General features: G+C 72.2%; 19 protein-coding genes. 11 read left to right on the top strand and 8 right to left on the bottom strand.

Translation table 11 applies throughout. From position 1 onward, the window contains the following. Positions 1-80: 80 nt before the first annotated feature. On the bottom strand, positions 81-776 hold the full coding sequence (locus tag R2E43_RS01030; RefSeq protein ID WP_003971520.1) for a TetR/AcrR family transcriptional regulator: 696 nt from the start codon (positions 774-776) through the stop codon (positions 81-83). A 53-nt stretch (positions 777-829) separates the two neighbouring features. Between R2E43_RS01030 and R2E43_RS01025 the strand changes: the two genes are divergently transcribed. Then, positions 830-1,951: an FAD-dependent oxidoreductase gene (locus R2E43_RS01025; protein WP_003971519.1), complete on the top strand. Its 1,122-nt coding sequence runs from the start codon at positions 830-832 to the stop codon at positions 1,949-1,951. A 24-nt stretch (positions 1,952-1,975) separates the two neighbouring features. On the opposite strand, the gene R2E43_RS01020 is transcribed toward R2E43_RS01025, so the two are convergent. After that, complete coding sequence (locus tag R2E43_RS01020) at positions 1,976-3,454, bottom strand: FAD-dependent monooxygenase (RefSeq protein ID WP_003971518.1); 1,479 nt, start codon at positions 3,452-3,454, stop codon at positions 1,976-1,978. A gap of 263 nt (positions 3,455-3,717) precedes the next feature. Here R2E43_RS01020 and R2E43_RS01015 point away from each other — a divergent pair, with 263 nt between their 5' ends. From R2E43_RS01015 to R2E43_RS01000, 4 genes are all read left to right on the top strand, one after another. Beyond that, positions 3,718-4,299, top strand: a complete 582-nt coding sequence (locus R2E43_RS01015; RefSeq protein WP_011031787.1) for a dihydrofolate reductase family protein — start codon at positions 3,718-3,720, stop codon at positions 4,297-4,299. Between the two features lie 154 nt (positions 4,300-4,453). Next, the gene (locus R2E43_RS01010) at positions 4,454-5,590 is read left to right on the top strand and encodes a PQQ-dependent sugar dehydrogenase (RefSeq protein ID WP_173668840.1); all 1,137 of its coding nucleotides are present in this window, start codon (positions 4,454-4,456) and stop codon (positions 5,588-5,590) included. Positions 5,591-5,642: 52 nt separating this feature from the next. Further along, complete coding sequence (manD, locus tag R2E43_RS01005; RefSeq protein ID WP_003971515.1) at positions 5,643-6,884, top strand: D-mannonate dehydratase ManD; 1,242 nt, start codon at positions 5,643-5,645, stop codon at positions 6,882-6,884. A gap of 75 nt (positions 6,885-6,959) precedes the next feature. Beyond that, positions 6,960-7,634 carry a histidine phosphatase family protein gene (locus tag R2E43_RS01000; protein ID WP_003971514.1) on the top strand — a complete coding sequence of 225 codons (675 nt, stop codon included), beginning with the start codon at positions 6,960-6,962 and terminating at the stop codon, positions 7,632-7,634. On the opposite strand, the gene R2E43_RS00995 is transcribed toward R2E43_RS01000, so the two are convergent. Then, entirely contained in the window at positions 7,618-9,507 is a 1,890-nt protein-coding gene (locus tag R2E43_RS00995) for a LamG-like jellyroll fold domain-containing protein (protein WP_332055804.1), read from the bottom strand. The two genes, R2E43_RS01000 and R2E43_RS00995, sit on opposite strands and share 17 nt — an antisense overlap. A gap of 243 nt (positions 9,508-9,750) precedes the next feature. Here R2E43_RS00995 and R2E43_RS00990 point away from each other — a divergent pair, with 243 nt between their 5' ends. Next, positions 9,751-10,584 carry a PIG-L family deacetylase gene (locus tag R2E43_RS00990; protein ID WP_003971512.1) on the top strand — a complete coding sequence of 278 codons (834 nt, stop codon included), beginning with the start codon at positions 9,751-9,753 and terminating at the stop codon, positions 10,582-10,584. A 76-nt stretch (positions 10,585-10,660) separates the two neighbouring features. On the opposite strand, the gene R2E43_RS00985 is transcribed toward R2E43_RS00990, so the two are convergent. Then, positions 10,661-11,590, bottom strand: a complete 930-nt coding sequence (locus R2E43_RS00985) for an endo-beta-N-acetylglucosaminidase H (RefSeq protein ID WP_332055803.1) — start codon at positions 11,588-11,590, stop codon at positions 10,661-10,663. Between the two features lie 115 nt (positions 11,591-11,705). On the opposite strand from R2E43_RS00985, the gene R2E43_RS00980 reads away from it, so the two are divergent. After that, positions 11,706-13,607: an SMI1/KNR4 family protein gene (locus tag R2E43_RS00980; protein ID WP_332055802.1), complete on the top strand. Its 1,902-nt coding sequence runs from the start codon at positions 11,706-11,708 to the stop codon at positions 13,605-13,607. A gap of 22 nt (positions 13,608-13,629) precedes the next feature. Here R2E43_RS00980 and R2E43_RS00975 read toward each other — a convergent pair whose 3' ends face one another. Next, entirely contained in the window at positions 13,630-14,178 is a 549-nt protein-coding gene (locus R2E43_RS00975; protein ID WP_003971509.1) for a snapalysin family zinc-dependent metalloprotease, read from the bottom strand. A gap of 159 nt (positions 14,179-14,337) precedes the next feature. Between R2E43_RS00975 and R2E43_RS00970 the strand changes: the two genes are divergently transcribed. Next, entirely contained in the window at positions 14,338-14,628 is a 291-nt protein-coding gene (locus R2E43_RS00970; RefSeq protein ID WP_319119847.1) for a hypothetical protein, read from the top strand. A gap of 60 nt (positions 14,629-14,688) precedes the next feature. On the opposite strand, the gene R2E43_RS00965 is transcribed toward R2E43_RS00970, so the two are convergent. Then, positions 14,689-16,074, bottom strand: a complete 1,386-nt coding sequence (locus R2E43_RS00965; protein WP_003971507.1) for a cellulase family glycosylhydrolase — start codon at positions 16,072-16,074, stop codon at positions 14,689-14,691. 585 nt (positions 16,075-16,659) lie between these two features. Further along, positions 16,660-17,964 (bottom strand): phosphopyruvate hydratase, encoded by a 1,305-nt coding sequence (eno, locus tag R2E43_RS00960; RefSeq protein WP_030864450.1) that lies wholly within the window; start codon positions 17,962-17,964, stop codon positions 16,660-16,662. A 226-nt stretch (positions 17,965-18,190) separates the two neighbouring features. Here eno and R2E43_RS00955 point away from each other — a divergent pair, with 226 nt between their 5' ends. Beyond that, positions 18,191-18,613: a MarR family winged helix-turn-helix transcriptional regulator gene (locus R2E43_RS00955; RefSeq protein WP_011031795.1), complete on the top strand. Its 423-nt coding sequence runs from the start codon at positions 18,191-18,193 to the stop codon at positions 18,611-18,613. A gap of 19 nt (positions 18,614-18,632) precedes the next feature. Here R2E43_RS00955 and R2E43_RS00950 read toward each other — a convergent pair whose 3' ends face one another. Further along, positions 18,633-19,607, bottom strand: coding sequence for a LysR family transcriptional regulator (locus tag R2E43_RS00950; RefSeq protein ID WP_332055801.1), 975 nt, complete (start codon positions 19,605-19,607; stop codon positions 18,633-18,635). A gap of 98 nt (positions 19,608-19,705) precedes the next feature. Between R2E43_RS00950 and R2E43_RS00945 the strand changes: the two genes are divergently transcribed. Further along, complete coding sequence (locus R2E43_RS00945; RefSeq protein WP_016328163.1) at positions 19,706-20,902, top strand: nuclear transport factor 2 family protein; 1,197 nt, start codon at positions 19,706-19,708, stop codon at positions 20,900-20,902. Positions 20,903-20,961: 59 nt separating this feature from the next. Further along, on the top strand, positions 20,962-21,327 hold the full coding sequence (locus R2E43_RS00940; RefSeq protein ID WP_210984001.1) for a VOC family protein: 366 nt from the start codon (positions 20,962-20,964) through the stop codon (positions 21,325-21,327). Positions 21,328-21,336: the final 9 nt, after the last annotated feature.

The following is a 21,336-nucleotide window of genomic DNA, read 5'->3' as shown; positions in this document are numbered from 1 at the left end:
GACCGGTTCCGTACCCACGGGAGGGCGACGCGGCACCGAGAGACGGCCGTCGTTCTTGGCCGCACCGGGTCGGGGACCGGTCAACTCCCCGGTGGCCGGGCGAGTCTGACGGCCACGGCGTCGAGGACCCAGTCAAGGCCGGTCGCGAAGGACTCCTCGGCATCCACGTGCGTGCCGTCGTGCACGGCCTTGGCCAGCGCCGGGTAGCGGCCCGTGGCCAGCATCCGGGTCAGGTGCGGGCCGTGCTCGCGCTGCCACTCGGGCTTGGACAGGCCCGTGGCGCGCTCCGCCCGCAAGTCCGCGATCTCGCGCCGGACGGCTCCGGTGAAGTAGGAACTGACCGTCTCCACGGCGCGCATGACGGTGTCGACGTCGGCCAGGCCGTCGAGTGCGGCCAGGGTCGCCTCGGCCACGGCGAGACCGTTGGGCCCCAGGGCCGGACGGCCGCCGAGCAGGTCGGCCAGCCACGGGTGCCGCAGAGCGGCCTGCCGGGTCCGGTGGGCCAGGACGCGCAGTGCCTCTCGCCAGTCACCGGCCCGTTCCTCGGGGAGGATCTCGGCGTACACCGCGTCCACCATGAGGTCGAACAGCTCGTCCTTGGTGGAGATGAATCCGTACAGCCGCATCGGCCCGGCGTCCAGCCGGGCCGCCACCTTGCGCACGGACACCGCCGTCAGGCCGCCCTCGTCGGCGAGCGCGACCGCGGCGGCGACGATCCGCTCGCGATCGAGCGGCACGGGGCGGTGCGGCGGCTCCGGCCGGTCCCAGACAGTCATGTCCCCACCGTACTGTTGCGATACGCCGTAGACCGAAAATACAGTGTATCGACATGAGACAACGTATCGCCGTGGTGGGCGGCGGCCCCGCAGGACTTGCCTTCGCCCGTGTCATGCACCGCCACGACCGCTCCGTCACCGTCCTCGAACGCGATCCCGCCCCCGACGCCCGCCCCCCGGGCGGCACCCTGGACCTGCACGAAGGGCTGGGCCGGCTCGCCATGGACAAGGCGGGGCTGTCGGCGGAGTTCGAGGCGCTGTCCCGGCCCGAGGGCCAGGCCATGCGCATCCTGGACACGGACGGGACCGTGCTGCGCGACTGGCGTCCGGATCCGGCGGAGCGGGCCAATCCGGAGATCGACCGCGGGCAACTCCGCGACCTGCTGCTCGGCCCGCTCGACGTCCGGTGGGGCCAGGGCGTGACGAAGGTGGTGCCGGGCGGCCGGGACGGCGTCCTGGTCCATTTCGAGGGCGGGCGGCAGGAGGCGTTCGACCTGGTGGTCGGCGCGGACGGCGCCTGGTCCCGCACCCGCCCGGCGGTCTCCCCGGTGACGCCGCACTACACCGGCGTCACCTCGGTCGAGACCTCACTGGACGACGTCGACACCCGGCACCCCGACCTCGCCCGGCTGGTCGGCGACGGCTCGGTGGCCGTGTACGGCGTGAACCGGGCCGTCGTCGCCCAGCGCAACAGCGGCGGCCACGTCAAGGTGCACGCCCAGTTCCGCGCGCCGCTGGACTGGCACGCGCACCTCGACCTCGGGGACGCGGAGGCCGTGCGGTCGCGTCTGCTGACCCTGTTCGACGGCTGGACCGCTCCCGTCCTCGACCTCCTCCGCCACGGCACCGGGTTCGTCCACCGACCTCTGCACGTCCTGCCCGTGTCCCACACCTGGACCCACGTCCCCGGAGTGACGCTCCTGGGCGACGCCGCCCATCTGATGCCTCCCCTGGGGGCGGGCGCCAACCTCGCGCTGCTGGAAGGCGCCGAACTCGCCGAGTCCCTCGCCGACGGCTCCGCGGATCCGGACGACGCCGTCCGCGCCTTCGAGGAACGGATGTGGGCACGGGCAGGACGGTGGGCGAAGATCACGGCGGCGGGTCTGGAACGCCTCGTGAGCCCGGATCCCGCCGCGGCCCTTGCCGTCTTCGACCAGGTCCAGCCGTCCCGGTGAGTGGCCGGCCCGTCGGCCGCCGGGTCAGCCGGTGGGCTCGCCGAACCAGCGGGAGAGGTGCTCGTCCAGGTCACGCTGGTCGTCGCCGATCCAGGCGACGTGGCCGTCCGGGCGCAGCAGGACGCACGGTACGTCCAGCTCCGCGGTGGGGTCCGCGAGCCGATCGACCCGGTCCGACCGGCCGCCGGCCGTCAGGCGTCCGGTGCGGTCCAGCAGCAGGCCGCGTCCGCGACGCAGCAGACCGTAGAGGTTGCCCTGCGCGACGCCGATGTCCCGCATCCGGCTGCCGAGCAGGTCGGGGCCCGCACCGAAGTCGTAGCGGATGCCGGTCGCGGTGACCTTCTCGATGAGCCGGCGGTTCACCTCGTCGAAGTCCATCAGTTCGGTGAGCAGCCGGCGCACGGCCCGCGCGCCCGGTTCGGTGGAGTGCAGTTCCATCTGGGCGCGGGTGTTGTCCAGTACGTCCTCGGCGACCGGACGGCGCTCGGCCTGGTAGGTGTCCAGCAGTGTGTCCGGCGCCCAGCCGCGGATCCGCGCGGCCAGCTTCCAGCCGAGGTTGAACGCGTCCTGGAGGCCCAGGTTGAGCCCCTGCCCGCCGGTGGGCGGATGGATGTGTGCCGCGTCCCCGGCCAGCAGCACCCGCCCGACCCGGTAGCGCTCGGCCAGCCGGGTGGCATCCCCGAAACTGGACAGCCAGCGCGGCGAGTGCACGCCGAAGTCGGTTCCGGCGACAGCGCGCAACTGCCGCCGGAAGTCCTCCAGGGTGGGCGGTTGTGCGCGGTCACCGACTTCCGCGGCGGGGACCACGACGCTGTAGACCCCCGCGCCGAAGGGCCGCAGCCAGAACCGCTGCCGGGTCTCACGGACCCGGGCCACCCCGGCGGAGACCTCCTCCGGGGGCACCCCCACTTCCATCTCGCCCATCAGCGTCTCGTTCCGCGACGGCTCCCCGGGAAAGGGGACGCCCAGCAGTTTGCGCACCGTGCTGCGGCCGCCGTCGCAGCCGACGAGATAGCGCGAACGCAGCCGTTGCCCGTCGGCCAACTCCACGGTCACCCCCTCGCCGTCCTGCTCGAAACCGGCGACCGCGCCCCCGTGCAGGACCCGCGCGCCCAGGCCGACCGCGTGTTCCTCGAGGATCCGGACGACGACCGGCTGCGGGATGCCCAGCAGATAGGCGTACTCGGAATCCAGGTCCTCGGGCGCGGGCTTGGGGATGGCGGCGAAGACTCCGCCGACCGGGCGCTTCCTGCCGTGCCGCAGGAGGCGGTCCAGCAGTCCGCGCATGGCCATCAGCTCGAGGCTGCGCATGTGCAGGGCGACGATCCGGACGAACGACGCGGGCTCGGTCTCCTTCTCCAGAACGAGTACCCGCACATCGTGCAGCCGCAGCTCGGCGGCCAGCATCGCGCCGGTGGGCCCGCAGCCGGAGACGATCACGTCGAAGTCGTGCCCGGCCGTGGCCTCGGACGACGGCTCGGCGGTGAACTGCGCAGAGTTCATAGGTGTTGCCTTTCGGGAGTGCCTTGTGGTCGAGGCGCTCCCGGCGACACCTGTGTCAGTCGCCGGCCATGACGGGAAGGGGGAGCACCCACGTCGATACAGCGTTCATGGGTCTCACCTCCTCGGGCGGTGTCACGGTCGGGTGCAGGCTACAAGTGCGGTGCTCAGCCCGTCCAATCCCTTTCGGCGATGACTTTCGGGCCCGGCAGCGGTCGTATCCGGTAGGCAGACCTGGCAGACCCACCGCAGGGAGGAACGGACCGATGGCAAGTCTCATGGTCGACTTCATCATCTCGCTCGACGGATACGCGGCCGCGGACGGCTGGCCCGGCTTCTGGGGCATGGAGGGCCCCGAGTACCTCGCCTGGCTCGACGGGGACGCCGAGAAGCAGCACACGAGCCTCATGGGGGCCACGACGTACCGGCTGATGTCCGGCTTCGCCCGCGAGATGCCCGACGATCCCGGCTTCGAGGGGATCACCGCGATGCCCAAGGTGGTGTTCTCCTCGACCCTCCGGACCCCGCTGTCCTGGGACAACACGGAACTGGTCCCGGGGGACCCGGTCCCGGCCGTGCGGGACATGAAACGGCACGGGACGCGGCCCCTGCGCACCCTGGGAAGCCTCACCCTGTGCCGCTCGCTGCTCCGGGCCGGTCTGGTCGACCGCTTCCGGGTGGTCGTCTTCCCGGTCATCACCGGGGCGACGGGCAGGGAAAGGATCTTCGACCAGTACCCGGACGTCACCCTCGACCTCGTCGGGAGCCGCACCTTCGACGGCCGGCTCCAGCTGCTGGAGTACGTTCCCACGGTCCTGGACGGACCGCCCGGGGCCGACCAGAAGTAGCGCGTATTGGTCTGGGCCTGAAACGCCCGACCCCCTATTCTCGGCGGTGGCCGGCGAGACCCCCCACCCGTGTCGTCGGCCGGCCCGGGCGGCCCCAGGTCCGGACCGGGCAGTCAGGTGCACTCCCCCCACTCACCGCCTCCGGGAGGCCATGGTGAACACGCGCACCAGAATGTCGGCGATCGTCGCAACACTCGGTCTCGTAGGATCCCTGGCCCTGGCCACGGCGTCCGCCGACGAGTCCCGCACATCCGGATCCGCGGCGCAGATCGCGCTGACCGAGGTGGCCCGGGCCCAGAACCCGACGGCCGGTGCCGCGGGCCCGCAGGACACGGTCTGGATCGCCGAACGCGCCGGCACCGTCCGGGTCCTCGGCGACGACGGACTCGGCGAACCCGTGCTCGACATCTCCGACGAGACCACCACCGACGGCGAACGCGGCCTCCTCGGCCTGGCCTTCGACGAGCGGTTCGCGCACCTTTACCTCTCCTACACCGACCTCGAGGGCACCTCCACCGTCGACGAGTTCGCCGTCCAGGACGGCACGGTCCGGGAGGACACCCGGCGCACCGTCCTGACCCAGGAGCAGCCCGAGTCCAACCACAACGGCGGCGCCATCACCTTCGGCCCCGACGGCTACCTCTACATCGCGCTCGGCGACGGAGGGGGCGGCGGCGACCCCCAGGGCAACGGCCAGAAGCTCGACACCCTGCTGGGCAAACTGCTGCGGATCGACCCGCAGGGCGGCGACCCGTACGCGATCCCGGAGGACAACCCCTTCGCCGACGACCCGGACGCCAGGGGCGAGATCTGGTCGTACGGGCTGCGCAACCCCTGGCGGTTCTCCTTCGACGCCGGCTCGGGCGACCTGCTCATCGGCGACGTCGGCCAGAGCGACTGGGAGGAGATCGACTGGGCGCCCGCGAGCAGCCCGGGCGGCGAGAACTACGGCTGGTCGCAGATGGAGGGCACACACCCCTTCCGCGGCGGCACCGAGCCCGCGAACCACGTTCCGCCGATCCACGAGTACGACCGCACCGGCCTCGGCTGCTCCGTCACCGGCGGCTACGTCTACCGCGGTGAGGCGGTCCCCGGGCTCGCGGGACAGTACGTCTACAGCGACTACTGCGACGGCACCCTGCGCTCCCTGGAGATCGAGGACGGCCGGGTGACCGGCGAGCACGACCTCGGGGTGAACGGCGGCGAGGTCGTGTCCTTCGCCCAGGACGGCGACGGGGAGCTCTACGTCCTCGCCATCGGGGGTACGGTTTCCCGCGTCGACCCGGCGTGACCCCGGCACGGGCCTGACCACCGGGCGCGCGTCGCCGAGGAGGAACGACCCTGTGAAGATCACCGCCGCCGACGTCGTCGTCACCAGCCCGGGACGCAACTTCGTCACCCTGCGCATCACCACCGAGGACGGGCTCACCGGCCTCGGCGACGCCACCCTCAACGGGCGCGAACTGGCCGTCGAGGCCTACCTGCGCGAGCATGTGGCCCCGCTGCTGCTCGGGCGGGACGCGCACGCCGTCGAGGACACCTGGCAGTACCTGTACCGGGGCGCCTACTGGCGCCGGGGTCCGGTCACCATGGCGGCCGTCGCCGCCGTGGACATGGCGCTGTGGGACATCAAGGGCAAGGCGGCGGGCATGCCGGTGTACCAACTCCTCGGCGGCGCCTGCCGCACGGGCGCCCTGGCCTACGGCCACGCCTCGGGCCGGGACATACCCGAACTGCTCGACTCGGTGCGCGAACACCTGGCGGACGGCTTCCGGGCCGTCCGCATCCAGAGCGGCATCCCCGGTCTGGACTCCGTGTACGGCGTCGCCGCCTCCGCCGCCGGCGACGGGGACCGCTACGACTACGAACCCGCCCGCCGCACCGGCGCCGCGCACCCGCGCCCCACCGAGGAGACCTGGGACACCCGCGCCTACCTGCGCCACATGCCCACGGTCTTCGAAGCGGTACGGCACACCTTCGGCCCCGAACTCCCCCTGCTGCACGACGGACACCACCGCATGACGCCCATCCAGGCGGCGCGGCTCGGCAAGGACCTCGAACCCTACGACCTCTTCTGGCTGGAGGACGCGACCCCGGGCGAGGACCAGGGGGCACTGCGGCTGATCCGGGAGCACACCACCACGCCGCTGGCCATCGGGGAGGTCTTCAACTCCGTCCACGACTACACCACGCTGCTCCAGGAACGGCTGATCGACTACGTCCGCTCGGCGGTGACCCACACCGGCGGCATCACCGCCGTACGCAAACTGCTCGACATGGCCGCCGTGTACGGCATCAAATCCGGTATGCACGGTCCGACCGACATCTCGCCCGTGGGCATGGCGGCCGCCCTCCACCTCGACCTCGCCGTGCACAACTTCGGCATCCAGGAGTACATGCGCCACGCCCCGGACACCCTTGAGGTGTTCCGCACCTCCTACCGCTTCGAGGACGGCCTCCTGCACCCCGGCGAGGCCCCCGGCCTCGGCGTCGAACTCGACGACGGGGCCGCGGCCCGCTTCCCCTACGAGCCCGCCTACCTGCCCGTGAACCGCCTCTCGGACGGCACGGTGCACGACTGGTGAGACCCGGGACACCCGTGGCGCGTGGCAGAGTGGAGATGCCCGTCGTTCCGTCGTCCCGCAGAAAGTCCCCGTCGCATGCGTCTCCTGCTCATCAGGCACGGTCAGACCCCGTCCAACCTCAAGCACCTCCTGGACACGGCCGAGCCGGGCCCCGGTCTGACCGCCCTCGGCCAGGAACAGGCGGCGGCGCTGCCCGGGGCCCTGGCGTCCGAGGAGATCGGCGCACTGTACGCGTCGACGCTCGTACGCACGCAGCTGACCGCCGCCCCGCTGGCCTCGGCGACCGGACTGGAGGTCCGGGTCCGGGCCGGGATCCGGGAGCTGACCGCCGGCGACCTGGAAATGCGCGGCGACGACGACGCGGCGCGCACCTACATGCACACCGCGTTCGCCTGGTCCGCCGGGGACGTCGGGCTGCGTATGCCCGGGGGCGAGAACGGGGCAGAGGCACTCGCCCGTTTCGACGCCGTGGTGGCCGAGGCCCACGAGACCGGTGCGGAGACCGTGGCACTGGTCAGCCACGGCGCCGCCATCCGCATGTGGGTGGCGGCGCGCGCCGACAACGTGGACGTCGACTACGCCGAGCGGCACCCCCTGGCGAACACCGGGATCGTCATCCTCTCCGGCTCGCCCGGGCAGGGATGGCGGGCGCTGCTCTGGGAGGGCGAGTCCCTGGGGCCGGTGCCCCTCACGCCGGGCCCGGACGACCCCACCGGAGCCACCGTGGAGCAGCTCAGCCGAGGGGAGTGAGGAACTCCCGCACCGGCAGCGGCCGCCCCACGATCCGCGTGTCGCCCATCCAGCCGTAGAAGCCCTGCCCGAACCGCTCGTCGAACTGCGTGCCGCCCAGGACGAAGGGCTTGCCGAGGGTGGCGATCCCGGTCGACGGCTGTGCGGGATTGCGCGCGATCCTCGAGCCGTCCACGTACATCACCGTGCGGCGGCCGTCGTTGACGACGGCGATGTGCATCCAGCGCCCGACCGGCACCGCATGGCTCCAGGAGGTGGGGTCGGCGTCCTGGCGGTGCGGGTAGACCACGAACTGGAGGAACCGCTCGGGGGAGAGGTTGAGGCTGCACGTCGGCTCCAGCGGGGACCAGCCGGTGGTCTTGCCCGCGTCGCCGTTGCGGCCCTCCCAGCTGAGGATGCCCATCCAGTCGTGGTTGCCCTCGAACGGCTCGGGCAGCCGGACGAACGTCTCGATGGTGTATCCGCGCGGGAACTTCTCGCTGTTCAGGGCCGCCCCGTCCGCGGTGGTGAGGACGGCACCGCGGTCGGGGCCCTGACCGCCGTCGAAGCGGAGGCTGGCGTGCGCGGGCTGACCGCGGTGGTGCTCCGGCGACCAGGTGAGCGCCTCGGCCCCGGAGGAGTGCAGCCGGCGCACGGTCAGGTCGTTTCCCCGGCCGGTGAGGTCCTTGACCACGGTGCCGTCGGGCAGGGGCGCACCCGGCCGCTGGGCCGCGCCCGTTCCCGAGGCGTCGAAGCGCCAGTAGGCGAGGGTGCCGCGGGGCATCACGGCCCGGGCCGGCCGGGGCTTCGACGCGGGCACGGGGGCGAAGCCGGCGAACCGCTCCTCGAAGTCGATGTCGAGCGTGAACCGGTCGGTGGGGCCGGTGAGTTCCAGCGTCTCGGCCGCCAGCGGGGAGCGCGCCGCGGGGTCCCGGGCGAGGAACCAGGGCGAGAACGTCTCCACGTCGACGACCCCGCGCACCAGGTCGAAGCCGTAGGTGCGGATCATGCCCGCGCCGCCGTAGTAGCGGTCCTGGTAGTTGGTGATGTGGACGTGGACGTCGTGTCCGGCGTCGTTGGTCAGTACGGTGCGGCCGGGCGGCCAGTAGTGCCCGCCCAGCGCCAGGAAGACCTGGTCGTTCCCCTTGATCAGGCCGTCCCACAGGCGTTGACCGTGGTCGGACAGCCGGGCCTCGCCGTCGTCACCGGACCAGGCGATGTCATGCGTGGTCAGCACCGCCGGCAGCGCCGGGTGCCGGTCGAGCACCCCCTGCGCCCATGCCAGCCCCTGCTCGGAGACCCGCCAGTCCAGGGCGAGGACGAGCCACTGCCGCCCGCCGGCCCGCAGGACGTGGTAGCTGTTGTAGCCGTCGGGCGAGGCACCGCCGAACGTCGGCATGGACCGGTAGCGGTCGGGCCCGAAGGCGGAGAGGTAGGCGGAGTCGCCCCGCTGGTCGTCCGTGGACGAGCGGATGTCGTGGTTGCCCGCCAGCACGCTGTACGGGACGCGGCCGTGCAGGACGCGGAAGGTGTCGGCCGCGAGTTCGATCTCGGCCTCGGTGCCGTGCTCGGTGACGTCGCCGAGGTGCATCATGAACGCGATGTTGGCCGCGGCCCGCTCGGTGACGAGGTGGCGGAACGTCGCCCGCAGCGGGGCCGGATCGGCGCTGTCGGCGTCGAATAGGTACTGGGTGTCGGGCAGCACCGCCAGGGCGAACCGCGGACTGTCGGCATCGAAGCGGCCGCCGGACGGGCCGGCCGCATCGGCCGCCTGCGCCGGGACGGTGGCCGTACCGGCGACGGCGGCACCGGCCGCCGGCACGGCCACCGCCGCACGCAACAGCACGCGTCTGTCCGGGTGACGGCGACCACTGCTCTGTTCCTCTGTGCTCATCTGGGCTCCACGGACCGGGTGACGGATGGCGATCAGTGCGCATGCTGCTCACCCGCGCCGACCGTCCGGTGGCGCCGAGCTGAACACCGCCCGCCCGGCCGGCGACGGCCCGTGGCGGTAACCTGCGGCGGCGGGCCGGGAACAGGGGAGCCGTCACACGCTGTTGCATCGGCGGAGGGACCGGCGCCGCATCCGCGCCCGCCGCGTCCGGAGCATGACGTATCCCAGCAGGAGGACTTTTCCATGACCGACCGACCCTTGACGCTGATGGCCGTGCACGCCCACCCCGACGACGAGGCCACGAGCACGGGCGGGGTCCTGGCGCGGTACGCGGCGGAGGGCATCCGCACGGTGCTCGTGACGTGTACCGACGGCGGTTGCGGTGACGGGCCGGGAGGCGTCAAGCCGGGGGATCCCGGACACGATCCGGCGGCCGTCGCCCTGATGCGCCGGCGGGAGCTCGAGGAGAGCCGTGACATCCTGAAGATCAGCGATCTGGAGACGCTGGACTACGCCGACTCCGGAATGATGGGCTGGCCGAGCAACGACGCCCCCGGTTCCTTCTGGCGTACCCCGGTGGAGGAAGGCGCCGCCCGCCTCGCGGAACTCATGCGGCACTACCGGCCCGACGTGGTCGTCACCTACGACGAGAACGGCTTCTACGGTCACCCCGACCACATCCAGGCCCACCGCATCACCATGGCGGCACTGGAGATGACGACGCTGACGCCGAAGGTGTACTGGACGACGGCGCCCCGCTCGATGATGCAGCGGTTCGGCGAGATCATGCGCGAGTTCCATCCGGACATGCCGGAGCCGGACCCCGCCGAGGCCGCGGCGATGGCCGAGATCGGCCTCCCCGACGAAGAGATCACCACCTGGGTGGACACCACCTCCTTCAGTGGCCAGAAGTTCGACGCCCTGGCCGCCCACGCCAGCCAGGGCGAGAACATCTTCTTCCTCGGGATGGGCAAGGAGAGGTTCGGCGAGCTGATGGGCATGGAGACCTTCGTACGCGTCCGGGACACCACCGGCGCGGCCGTACCGGAGAACGACCTCTTCGCCGGACTGCGCTGACCCGCCGCCCTGCGGCCGCCCGTGGGCCGCAGGGTATGGATGACATCGTTGTCCGGTCGCAGCCCGGCGCGGCGCCCTACGGCGTGCGGACGGCCTCGCTGCCGTACAGCTCCCTGGTGAACGCGGAGACGTCGGCGCTGCGGTCGCTGCCGTCGAGGTTGTACGTCAGATAGACGCCGTATCCCTCGTCGACGGTGCGCCGGGCGAGCTCGGCGGACGTGCTCTGCGAGGTCCGGCCGATCTCGACGGCCGCCGGTGACAGCTTCGACTTTGGCAGCGCGATCCCCGGCACCTGCCAGGTGCCGTAGTACGGGTTCCAGGCGTAGTCGAAGTCGGTGGAGACGTCCACGCCGCCGTAGGAGAGGCGAGAGGCGGCCGGACCGATGTTGTACAGGCTGATGATCTTGTCGGGCATGTTCGCGCGCAGGGCCGTCACCAGGTGGACGAACGAGCTGTCGTTGGGCTGCGCGGTGCCGCTGTTGCCGTACTCGGCGTACTCGTCGTCGAAGTCGATGCCGTCGAGCCCGTATTCGGCGACGGCGTCCGAGAGTTGCCTGGCGAACGCCGAAGCAGCCTGCTGGGACGGGAAGTTGGCGAAACCGGCACCCTGGTGGTTGCCGAGTACCGAGAGGACGACCTTGATGCCCTTCTGCTGCAACGGCCGTATCTGTGTGGCGGCGTTGTCGAGGACGCGCTGCACGTTCTCGTTGAAGTGCAGGTACGCCGACTTCGTGCCCGTGTCGTAGTTGATGTTCGCCGCGAAGATCACGGCGACGTCGAAGACGTTGCCGCCGCCGTCGGCGAGGGTGTACTTGCCCGCGTTGAGCATGCTGTTGTTGTTCACCTCGATGTAGGCCACCGAGGTCGGTCCCTGTTTCCGGGGAGCGGGGGCCGCCGCCGCGCCGGTCGTGGCGGCCGTCGCGGTCGTGCCGACGGCGAGGGCCGCGACCGCCGAGAGCGCGAGCGCGGCCCTGCGCACCCTGCTCCGTACCGGAGTGAACTTCATTGATCGTTCTCCCATCTCGTGACCGGCGCCCGGCCGGTCGGCCGGCGCCGAGTGAAGCCCTTCGAGTCTTCCCGACCCGGACGGCACTGTCAGTGGGTGATGGCAGCCTGGACGCATGACGGATACGACGGCGTTCGACTGGCGGCCCTTCCTCGTCGAGTGGAGCGCGGAGTGGGCGGACTGCCAGCCCGAGGGGGAGACGCGGAGCGCGGACGACGCATCCGCCCGGCGGTCTCGGTGGCTGGGGTTCCCGCCCGCCGACGAGGAGCGGGTCGCGGCGGCGGAGGCGCGCCTGGGCCGGCGCCTGCCCCCGTCGTACCGGGAGTTCCTGATGGTCAGCGACGGGTGGCGGCACGCGGGCGGATTCGTGTGGCTGCTCGCGGGCACCGCGGACGCGCGCTGGCACGACGACGCGTCGGGCCTGGCGGACACGTTCGAGGAGGACCTGGACGAGGAGGCCGGGCCGCAGGAGCGGCGGGAGGCGGGCATCTGGCGGCGCGGACTGCAACTCGACGTCGCCTCCGACGCCACCTACGTCCTCATGGACCCGGAGGACGTGGACGAGGACGGTGAGTGGGCCGTGTACACCTGGGCGGGCTGGCGGGCGGCACCGCCCGAACGGCACGCGAGCTTCCGTGCGTTCATGCGGGAGATGCACCGCGAGTTCCACCGCCTGCGCGCCTGCCCGGGGGAAGGAGAGCCGGAGTTCGTCAATGACACGACGCGCAGGCTCGACGGGCTCGTCGAGGAGGCCCGGCTGGAGGCGCTGCGGGGCGACTGGGAAGGAGCCCTGCGACTCCTGGACGAGGCCGGGGCGTACGGCAGACCGCGAGCCGCCGGACTCGGCGACCAGATACGCCGTCTGCTCGGCAAGACCTACATGGTGGACTTCGGCGGCCTGGCCACGGACCCGCGGTACACGCCCGAGCTGCTGCCCCTGCTGACCGCCGAGCACGCGGCGCACTCCTACCGGGACGATCGGACGCTGTCGTTCCATTTCCGGGGCGCCGAGGCGGACCTGATGGGACCGGCGCTGACGATGCTCGACGGGATGAGGAAGGGCACGTACGCGTACACGGCGTCCGGAGCGTTCGGAGAGGCGGTGGAGCGGGCGAGGGAGCTGGCCCGGTGGGGAGACACGGACGCGGCCTGGCGGGAGCTGACGAGCGCCCTGCCCTCGTGGGAGCCGCTGGGGCCGGACCACCTGGCACCGGTGGGCTGGATCGCGGACCCGCTGCTCGGGCCGCTGCTGACCGCGGAGCGGGGGCGCGAGCTGCTGTCCACGCCCAGGGGCGGCGAGACCGGTGAGACACCCGGGCCGACGCCGCCGCTGGACCCGCCCGGCCTGGCCTGGCTCGCCGAGCCGGACCCGGGCGGCAGCCGCACGTGCTACCGGTTCGTCCTGGTCGAAGGGGTCGAGCCAGAGGAGTTGCCGGCGCGGCTCGCGGACGGGGGCGGCACCGTGCTCAACGACCCCATGACCTCCTGGCAGGCACGGCACGGCTCGTCGCGCGGCCGCGGGGAGTTCCCGGCGTACGAGGACCGGGCGCTCCTCGCGGTCGGCCGGGCGGGCGCCGGCTGGAGTTTCGCCTTCGACGGCGACCCCGCCCCCTTCGACCGGCAGCGATTCGTCCCGCCCGCGGCCGCAGCCTGCTCGGGCGGTCGGGCGGTGGTGGTGTGGAGCGGGCTGCGAACGCGGCACGGAGAACCCTTCTTCCACCTCTCGGTGGCCCGGGGCGGCGTCGAGCAGTACGCCTTCACGTATGGCGAGGGGGAGATCCGGGAGAGCGGCCATATACCGGAGGCACTGCGCCCGGACCAGTACTTCGGTGATCCGGGCGACGGCGCCGACGACGCGGAACGGGCGCTGCTGGCGGCGGTGGGCCGGGAGTTCGGTGTCCACCTGCCCAGGCAGGCGCTCGTGCACGGGAAGCTGCACACCTGCACCAGCCGCTCCTGGACCCGTCCACCGAGGGACGGTGAGGGCTACCTGGAAGTCCGCGTGCACATGTGCTGACCGTGCTGATCGTCGTCGAGGCTCAGTCCTCGATGAGGACGGGCACCGGTCCCGCGACCGCCCGCGAACCGGCCGCACCGGCGAAGTTGTCCTCGACCTCCGCCTTCTCCGCGGCGTTCGGGTACGGGTTGGTGCACGGGACGCCCGCGCTCGATCCCGACATCAGACTGGAGCACGGCCCGGGTTTGCGGTCCGGCAGCCCCAGGATGTGACCGAGTTCGTGGGACGAGATGCGTACCGTGTTGTAGCCCTCGTCCACCGCCTGACGTCCGATCCAGACGGTGCCCTTGCCCAAGGACGTGGGGAGGGCGCGCGGCCAGCCGTCGTCGGCCAGGATCCGGATGTCGGCCCGCTGTCCGGCCGAGACCGGACGCAGCTCGGCATTCTCGACGCTCTCGTTCCAGATGGCCGCGCCCCGGTCGACCGCGGACCGGAACTCCGCGGAGCCGCTTGCGTCGTAGGTGAGTACCCGGGCTGCGGCCGGTGATTCCGCGGCCACGGCCTGGCCGCTCAGCAGCGGCAGCGACAGCAGCGCCGCCGCGAGACATCCGGTCAGTGTGCGGACGTGCATGCTCGACCTCCTTGTGGGGGAGAGGAGTCGTGCTCATGACATCACCTGCCTCTCTGCCCAGCGGACGGCGCTGCCAATCAGTCAATTCGCGGGCAGCCCCCGGCCGTCCGTGACAGGGCGGCCGAGCGGGGCCGGGCGGCGTGCACGTACGATGCCCGGATGTCCGAGCCGTTGCGCACGAGCCGCCGCAGGTGGGTTGCCGCGTGGGCGGTGACGGCTGCGGTCGGCCTCGTCGCCACCGCGGTGCTGGACTCCTCCTCGACTCGGGCCCCCCGGCCCGAGGGGCCCGTCAGCGCGGTGTGCGCCGAGCGCATCGCGGACATCGGGAAGCAACTGGCCAAGGCCGGGCGGGAAGGCGACGACGGGGTGCTGACGTTCTCGCGAGTCGAGGGCGGTGCCGCGGACGACTGCGACGAGGAACTCCGGGACCACTTCGGGGGCGGTCGGTGAGCCGCGGAACCGGAGCCGCGGCCCACCTCGTTGCGCGTCCGCTCCTCCCGTCTCGCCGGGTCAGCTCGTCGGGAAGTCGTCGGTGGTGCTGATGCGGCTCTTCAGTAGAGCACCCGACTCGGTCAGCACGCCACTGCTGCTGTAGTCGGTGCCCTCACAGGTGCCCGGCCTGAACGCGGCGCTCCCCTCGTCGGCGTCGGAATACGTCCAGTTCGCATAACTGATCTTGAGCTGGTCGAGCAGATCCAGCCAGGCGACGCTGCTCGACCGGTCCACCGCACCACCGCCGGTGGCGCTCACCGTGCCGAACTCCGATACGAACAGGGGAAGTCGGGTGGCCGCTCGGCTCACCGCCGCCCGGTAGTCGTCCTTGTGGCTGGCGGCGTAGAAGTGGAACGCGTACATGATGTTGGTCGCGTTCACCGGGTTGTTGACCACCTCGCTCTCGTTGGCGCCGTCCGAGACGCCCAGCGAGGACCAGCCGCGGGTGCCGACGATGACGACGGCGTCCGGGTCGGCGGCCCGGATCACCGGGATGACCTGCTCGGCGTAGCTCTTCACGGCCGTCCAGCTCACCCCGTTGGGCTCGTTGGCGATCTCGTAGATCACGTTCTTCTTGTCCGCGTTGCGGGCGGCTACGGAGGAGAAGAACGTCCTGGCGCGGTCGAGGTTGTAGTTCGGGTCGCCCGGCGTCAGTGTGTGGAAGTCGATCACCGCGTACATGCCGCGGTCCTCAGCCATGTCGACCAGGCCGTTCACCCGGCTGGTGAAGCCCGCCGGGTCGGTTTCGTAGCCGTCCTCCTGGACGTACATGGCGACGCGGAGCAGGTCCGACTTCCAGTCCTGCGCCAGGGCGTCCAGGGACGCGTCGCCGTAGCACGGGCCGAACCACTGGATGCCGTGCGTGCTCATGCCGCGCAGCTGTATCGGGCGGTCGTACTGGTTGCACAGATGCACGCCGCAGACGTGCAGTTGGCCGTTGACGGCGGCCGGTGTCCCGGTCGCGGGCGGATCGGTCGGCGGGTCCGTCGGCGGATCGGTGACGGACCCGCTGCAGGTCGCGCCGTTGAGCGTGAAGGACGTGGGCGCGGGATTGGCGCCCGTGAAGGAGCCCACGAACCCCAGGTCGGCCGACGCGCCGGTGGCCAGGGTGCGGTTCCAGTCGACGCCGCCGGCGGTGACCGCGGAGCCGGACTGCGACCAGGTCGCGTTCCAGCCCTGGACGAGCCGCTGCCCGGCGTCCGGCATCGTGAACCCGAGCGTCCAGCCACTGACGGGATCGCCCAGGTTGGTGATCTTCACCCCGGCCTGGAAGCCGCCCTCCCACTGGCTGGTGATCGTGTACTCGGCCTTGCAGCCGGTGGCGGCCTGTGCCGGGGGGCCGGCGAGCGCAGTCAGGCCGACGATCGACACGCCGGTCGCGAGCAGGGCCAAAAGGCGTTTCAAAGCGTTCCTCCTCGTGCGAAGCGGACACAACGCGATGGGAGCGCTCCCAAAGCCCATCGGCCCGAGACCGTACACCCGCACGCCGGTGCGCGACAGGGTGTCGGAACGCCGAACTCCCCGCCCGTGAGGAGCAATCGGCCCCTGCTGCCGTCGGGTGCCGGTGGCGGGCCGGCTCGTCGGCCACGCGCCGACCCGCGGAGCCGATGTTCCGTTCCACGATGCGCCGTTCCGCAGTCGGTGTCGGACCCCGGCCGGGGTGCGCGGGGCGACCGGCGCGCGCGGCCGGTGGGGCCGCCGACGACCACGCGCGTTGCTGTCACTGCTTCGCGCCGAGCCCGGTGCATCGCCGGACGAGGCCCGACATGGCGCCAGGCCGCGGCTCGCCCCCGTCCGCGGCCTGCCGGCCACCGGCGACCGCGATCCGGCTCCCGCCAGGTGCTCCGACCCGCCCCGCGCACCGGTCCGTCCGCCCGCCCCGCGCACCGGTCCGTCCGCCCGCCCCGCGTACCGGTCCGTCCGCTCGCCCCGCGCACCGGTCCGCCGGCTCGGCGCGGCGGGCCGGCACGGCGGCGGGCCGGTCGCGACTCAGACCCGGCGCAGTGCGGAGCGGCCCGCGAACCGTGCCGAGGCGCCCAGTTCCTCCTCGATCCGGATGAGTCGGTTGTACTTGGCCGTGCGGTCGGAGCGGGAGAGCGAGCCGGTCTTGATCTGACCGCAGCCCGTCGCCACCGCGAGATCCGCGATGGTGGTGTCCTCCGTCTCGCCGGAGCGGTGCGACATGACAACGGTCCAGCCCGCCTCGTGCGCCGTGGCCACGGTCGCCAGTGCCTCGGTGAGGGTTCCGATCTGATTGACCTTGACCAGGACCGAGTTGCCGACGCCGGTACGGATGCCCTCGCGCACAAGTGCCTCGTCGGTGCAGAACACGTCGTCGCCGGTGAGCTGGCACCGGTCGCCGACGCGGTCGGTCAGTTCGCGCCAGCCGTCCAGATCGTCCTCGGCCATCGGGTCCTCGATGGAGACGACCGGGTAGGCGTCGATGAGCCCGGCCAGGTGGTCGGCGTGTTCGGCGGGGGACCGGCGCACCCCCTCGCCCGCGTAGTCGTACCCGCCGTCGCGGAAGAACTCCGACGACGCCGGGTCCATGACCAGGCCGATGTCCGGGCCGGCGCGGTAGCCGGTGCGCTCGATGGCGGCCACCACGAAGTCGAGGGCCTCCTCGGCGGTGCGCAGCGCGGGCGCGAAGCCACCCTCGTCGCCCACGCCGGTGGAGTGCCCGGCGGCCAGCAGATCCCGGCGCAGGGTGTGGAAGACCTCGCTGCCCATGCGGACGGCTTCGGCGAACGTGTCCGCACCCACCGGCACGATCATGAACTCCTGGAAGTCCAGCGGATTGTCGGCATGGGCACCGCCGTTGACGATGTTCATCATCGGCAGCGGCAGTAGGTGCGCGTCGGCGCCGCCGAGGTAACGGTAGAGGGGCTGACGGCGGGCCGCGGCGGCGGCCTTGGCGGCGGCGAGGGAGACACCGAGGAGCGCGTTGGCGCCGAGCCGGGACTTCGCGGCGGTGCCGTCCAGGGCGATCAGCGCGGCGTCGAGACCCGCCTGGTCCGCCGCGTCGCGGCCGCGCACGGACGCCGCGATCTCCCCGTTCACATGGGCCACCGCGCGGTCGACGCCCTTGCCGTGCCAGCGGGTGGGGTCTTCGTCGCGCAGCTCCACCGCTTCCCGGGCTCCGGTGGAGGCGCCGGACGGGACGGCTGCCCGTCCCAGGGACCCGTCTTCCAGGACGACGTCGACCTCGACCGTGGGGTTGCCGCGGCTGTCGATGATCCGGCGGGCGGTGACGGTATCGATCGCCGCGGCGGGCTCGACTGCTGTTGCGGACATGGGAGTTCCTTCCCTTTGTCGGTGCCGTGACCCGGCTGCGGCAACGCTGGCGCGAGGCCCGGCAGGCCAGACTCTACAGCAATGCTGAGCAGTTGTGCTGCTCAGTTGCACTGAGCAGTTTTGCTGTGCAGGCTGTCTGTGCAGCGTTGCTGTGCAGTATTGCTGTAGAGTCTGGCTGTGCAGGCCAGGTGAACAGCCTTGCTGGTCAGCGGGGGTAAGATGCCCCATGCCCACCCCGGAAGCCGCCGCCATCGCCGCCGAACTGCGCACCGCGATGAGCAAGCTCACCCGACGCGTCAAGCACGAGGACCGCATCCCGTTGGGCCAGGTCGCCGTGCTCGGCGCACTCGACCGCGACGGCGCCATGACCACCAGCGAACTCGCCGCCGACCAGCGCGTACGCCCCCAGTCGATGGCGCGGGCGGTGGGCCTTCTCATGGAGCAGAACCTGGTCACCCGACGGGCGCACCCCACGGACGGCCGCAAGTCGCTGGTCGAGCTGTCGGATGCGGGCCGCGCCGCGCTGGACGCGGAGCGCGGTCGCAGGGTGGGCTGGCTCGCTCAGGCCATCGAGGACGAACTCACGGACAGAGAGCGGGCGTTGCTGGCGGAGAGCGCCGCCCTGCTCGAACGGCTGGCCACTCGCTGACGCCGTCTCGGTGGGCGGGTCACCGCCCCTGTGTTCTCAGCTCCTGTTGAGCCTCTTCGCTCTCCCCGGCGGCGACCGCCTCTCGGGCCTCCACCGGGGACGTGGCCATCGGCTCCCCGGCGGCGGCGAACGCACTGGTCAGCTCGTCGTGGAGAGGGGCCGCACAAGGGTGGGGGTCGCGGTACGGGGTGATCGTGTAGACGCCGCGAGTCGGAGCGTCGACGAGGCCCACCGTGGTGACGTCGGCCCGCAACGCACGCCTCAGCACCCCGGGCACCAGTGCGATGGCGTGACCGGTGGCGACCAGGGCGAGCTTGCCGGGCAGGTCGGCCGCACCGAGGTCGATGCGGACACCGACTCCGGCTCGGGCGGCGTGCCGGCGCAGGAGTGCCGCCGAGCCGTCGTTGTCCTCGGCCCAGGTCTCGTCGGCAAGCGTCCGGATGTGCACCGGGCCTGCCCCGGCCCGCGGATGGTCGGCCGGCAGGACCACGACCATGCGGTCGAGCCCCAGGAACCGCCGTTCGACCTGTGGGGCATGAGGCAGGCCGGGTGGTGCGTCGGTGACGACAGCCATGTCGATGTCGCCGCCGATCACACGCCGGTGCAGCTGCCCGGTCAGGCCCGGCACCAGGCTCCACCGGATGTGTCCGGCCCTGTCCAGCAGGCCGCGGACCGCTTCCGGGACGATCCCGGAAGCCAGGGAGGGGACCGCACCGACGGCCAACGGCCGACCGGACCCCCCGTCGCGGACGTCCCGTGCGGCACGGACGGCCTCGGTGAGCGTGGCCAGGGCGTGCCGGCGGAACACCTCACCGGCCGGCGTGGGACGCACGCCCCGCGCATGGCGCTCGACCAGCGGCACGCCCAACTGCCGCTCCGGTCCGGCGATCTGGCGGGAGACCGCCGACTGGGTGTGGTTCAGCTCGTCGGCGGCCGCCGAGAGCGACCCGAGACGGCACACGGTCACGAAGGTCCGCCACACGGTGAGATCCATCGCGCCAGTATCCACGCGCCCAGGCATGCGTGTCCCGCAGGGCAGGCCTGCGAAACCTGCGCTTGTCGCAGCCCTCCGAGTGCTCCACTGTGGCGGTCATGACCGCACCACACGCGCCATGCACCATCGCCGTTCTCGGCCTGGGACGCATGGGAGAAGCGATCGCCGCCCGGCTCACCGCCCAGGGCCGGGACGTCGTCGGCTGGACCCGCTCCGGCCGCGCCTCGGGCACCGTCGAGGTGGCTCCCGATCCGGGCACCGCCGTGGCGGAGGCGGACCTGGTGCTCCTGTCGCTGTTCGACGGACCCGCCTGCCTCCAGGTCCTCGGCGACATCCGGGACTCGCTGCGCACGGACACCGTCGTGCTGAACACCAGCACCGTCGCACCCGCCGAGGCGGCGGAGTTCGCGCGGCGCCTCGGCCGGTCCTACGTCCACGCGCCCCTGATCGGCTCCGTCCCGGCCGTGGCCGGCGGAACGCTCCGGATCCTCGCCGCCGCCGAGCAGGACACACTCGACGGCGTCCGGCCGGTCCTGGAATCGCTGGGTACCGTGCGACGCGTCGACGACGCCGCCACCGCCGCGGCGCTCAAGCTCGTCGCCAACAGCAGCCTGGCCGGAGCCCTCCTGGCGCTGCGCGACTCACTGCGGCAAGGGGACGCGCTCGGCCTGCCGCGTACTCAGGTGCTCAACGTCCTCGAACTCGGTCAGCTCGGCGGGCTCGTCGCCCGCAAGCGTCCCTTCCTCACCGGCGAGCGGGCCCCGCACCCGGCCGATTTCACCATCGGCGCGCTGGCCAAGGACATGGCGCTGCTCGCCGATGACTCGGCCACGCCCTTGCGCAGCGCGGACGCCCTGGCAGGACCCGCGGCCGACCCCGCGTCCGACGTGGCCGTCGCCGCCGTGCCGACGGTGGAGGGCGATGTGGAGGGCGCCGTACTCGATCCGCTCCGCTCCTACGTCCGCGGACACGCCACCGGCGACCCCGGCCACTTCCGTGACGCGTTCTTGCCCACCGCACACATCGAGGGTGTCCGGGACGGCGCCTTCGTCTCCTGGTCCCTGGACGAGTACTGCGCCCTCTTCCGGGGCCGGCCTGCCGCGGACGAAGCGACCCGCACCCGCAGTATCGACGCCGTCGAGGTCCATGGCAGCGTCGCGACCGCCACCATGACCCTGCGGCACGGTGCGGACCGGTTCACGGACGTCTTCCTGCTGGTGGATGCCGAAGACGGCTGGCGCATCGCGAACAAGGCATACCACCGGCACGCCGGTCGGTCCTCGGGTCACCGATGAGTTTTCCCGCCCGCCTCCGTCCTACCTGGTGAACGAAGGCCGAGGCAGTGGAGGCAGACATGAGCAGGGCCACCCGCATCACCCACGTGGCTACGGTCGGGATCCGCGTCGCCGACCAGCGTAAGGCCACCGAGTTCTACGTGGGCGAGCTCGGCTTCGAAGTGCGCCGGGACGTACCGTTCGGCGGTGGACGCTGGATCGAGGTGGCCCCACCAGGGGCGACGACGACCGTGGCCCTGGTGCCCGAAGGGGTCCCGGGCGGCATCCGCCTCGCCACCCGGGACGCCGACGCCGACCACGCGGACCTGCGCGCACGCGGCGTCGACGCGGACGCCGAGGTCCCGCGGACGGGGCCCGGAGTGCCGCACATGTTCGCTGTACGCGACCCGGACGGCAATGACCTCATCGTCGTCGAGAGCTCCTGAACGGGGGGT

Origin of the sequence: Streptomyces violaceoruber (assembly GCF_033406955.1) — a bacterium.
Taxonomy (GTDB): Bacteria; Actinomycetota; Actinomycetes; order Streptomycetales; family Streptomycetaceae; genus Streptomyces; species Streptomyces violaceoruber.
This window is presented reverse-complemented; position numbering and strand designations above follow the sequence as displayed.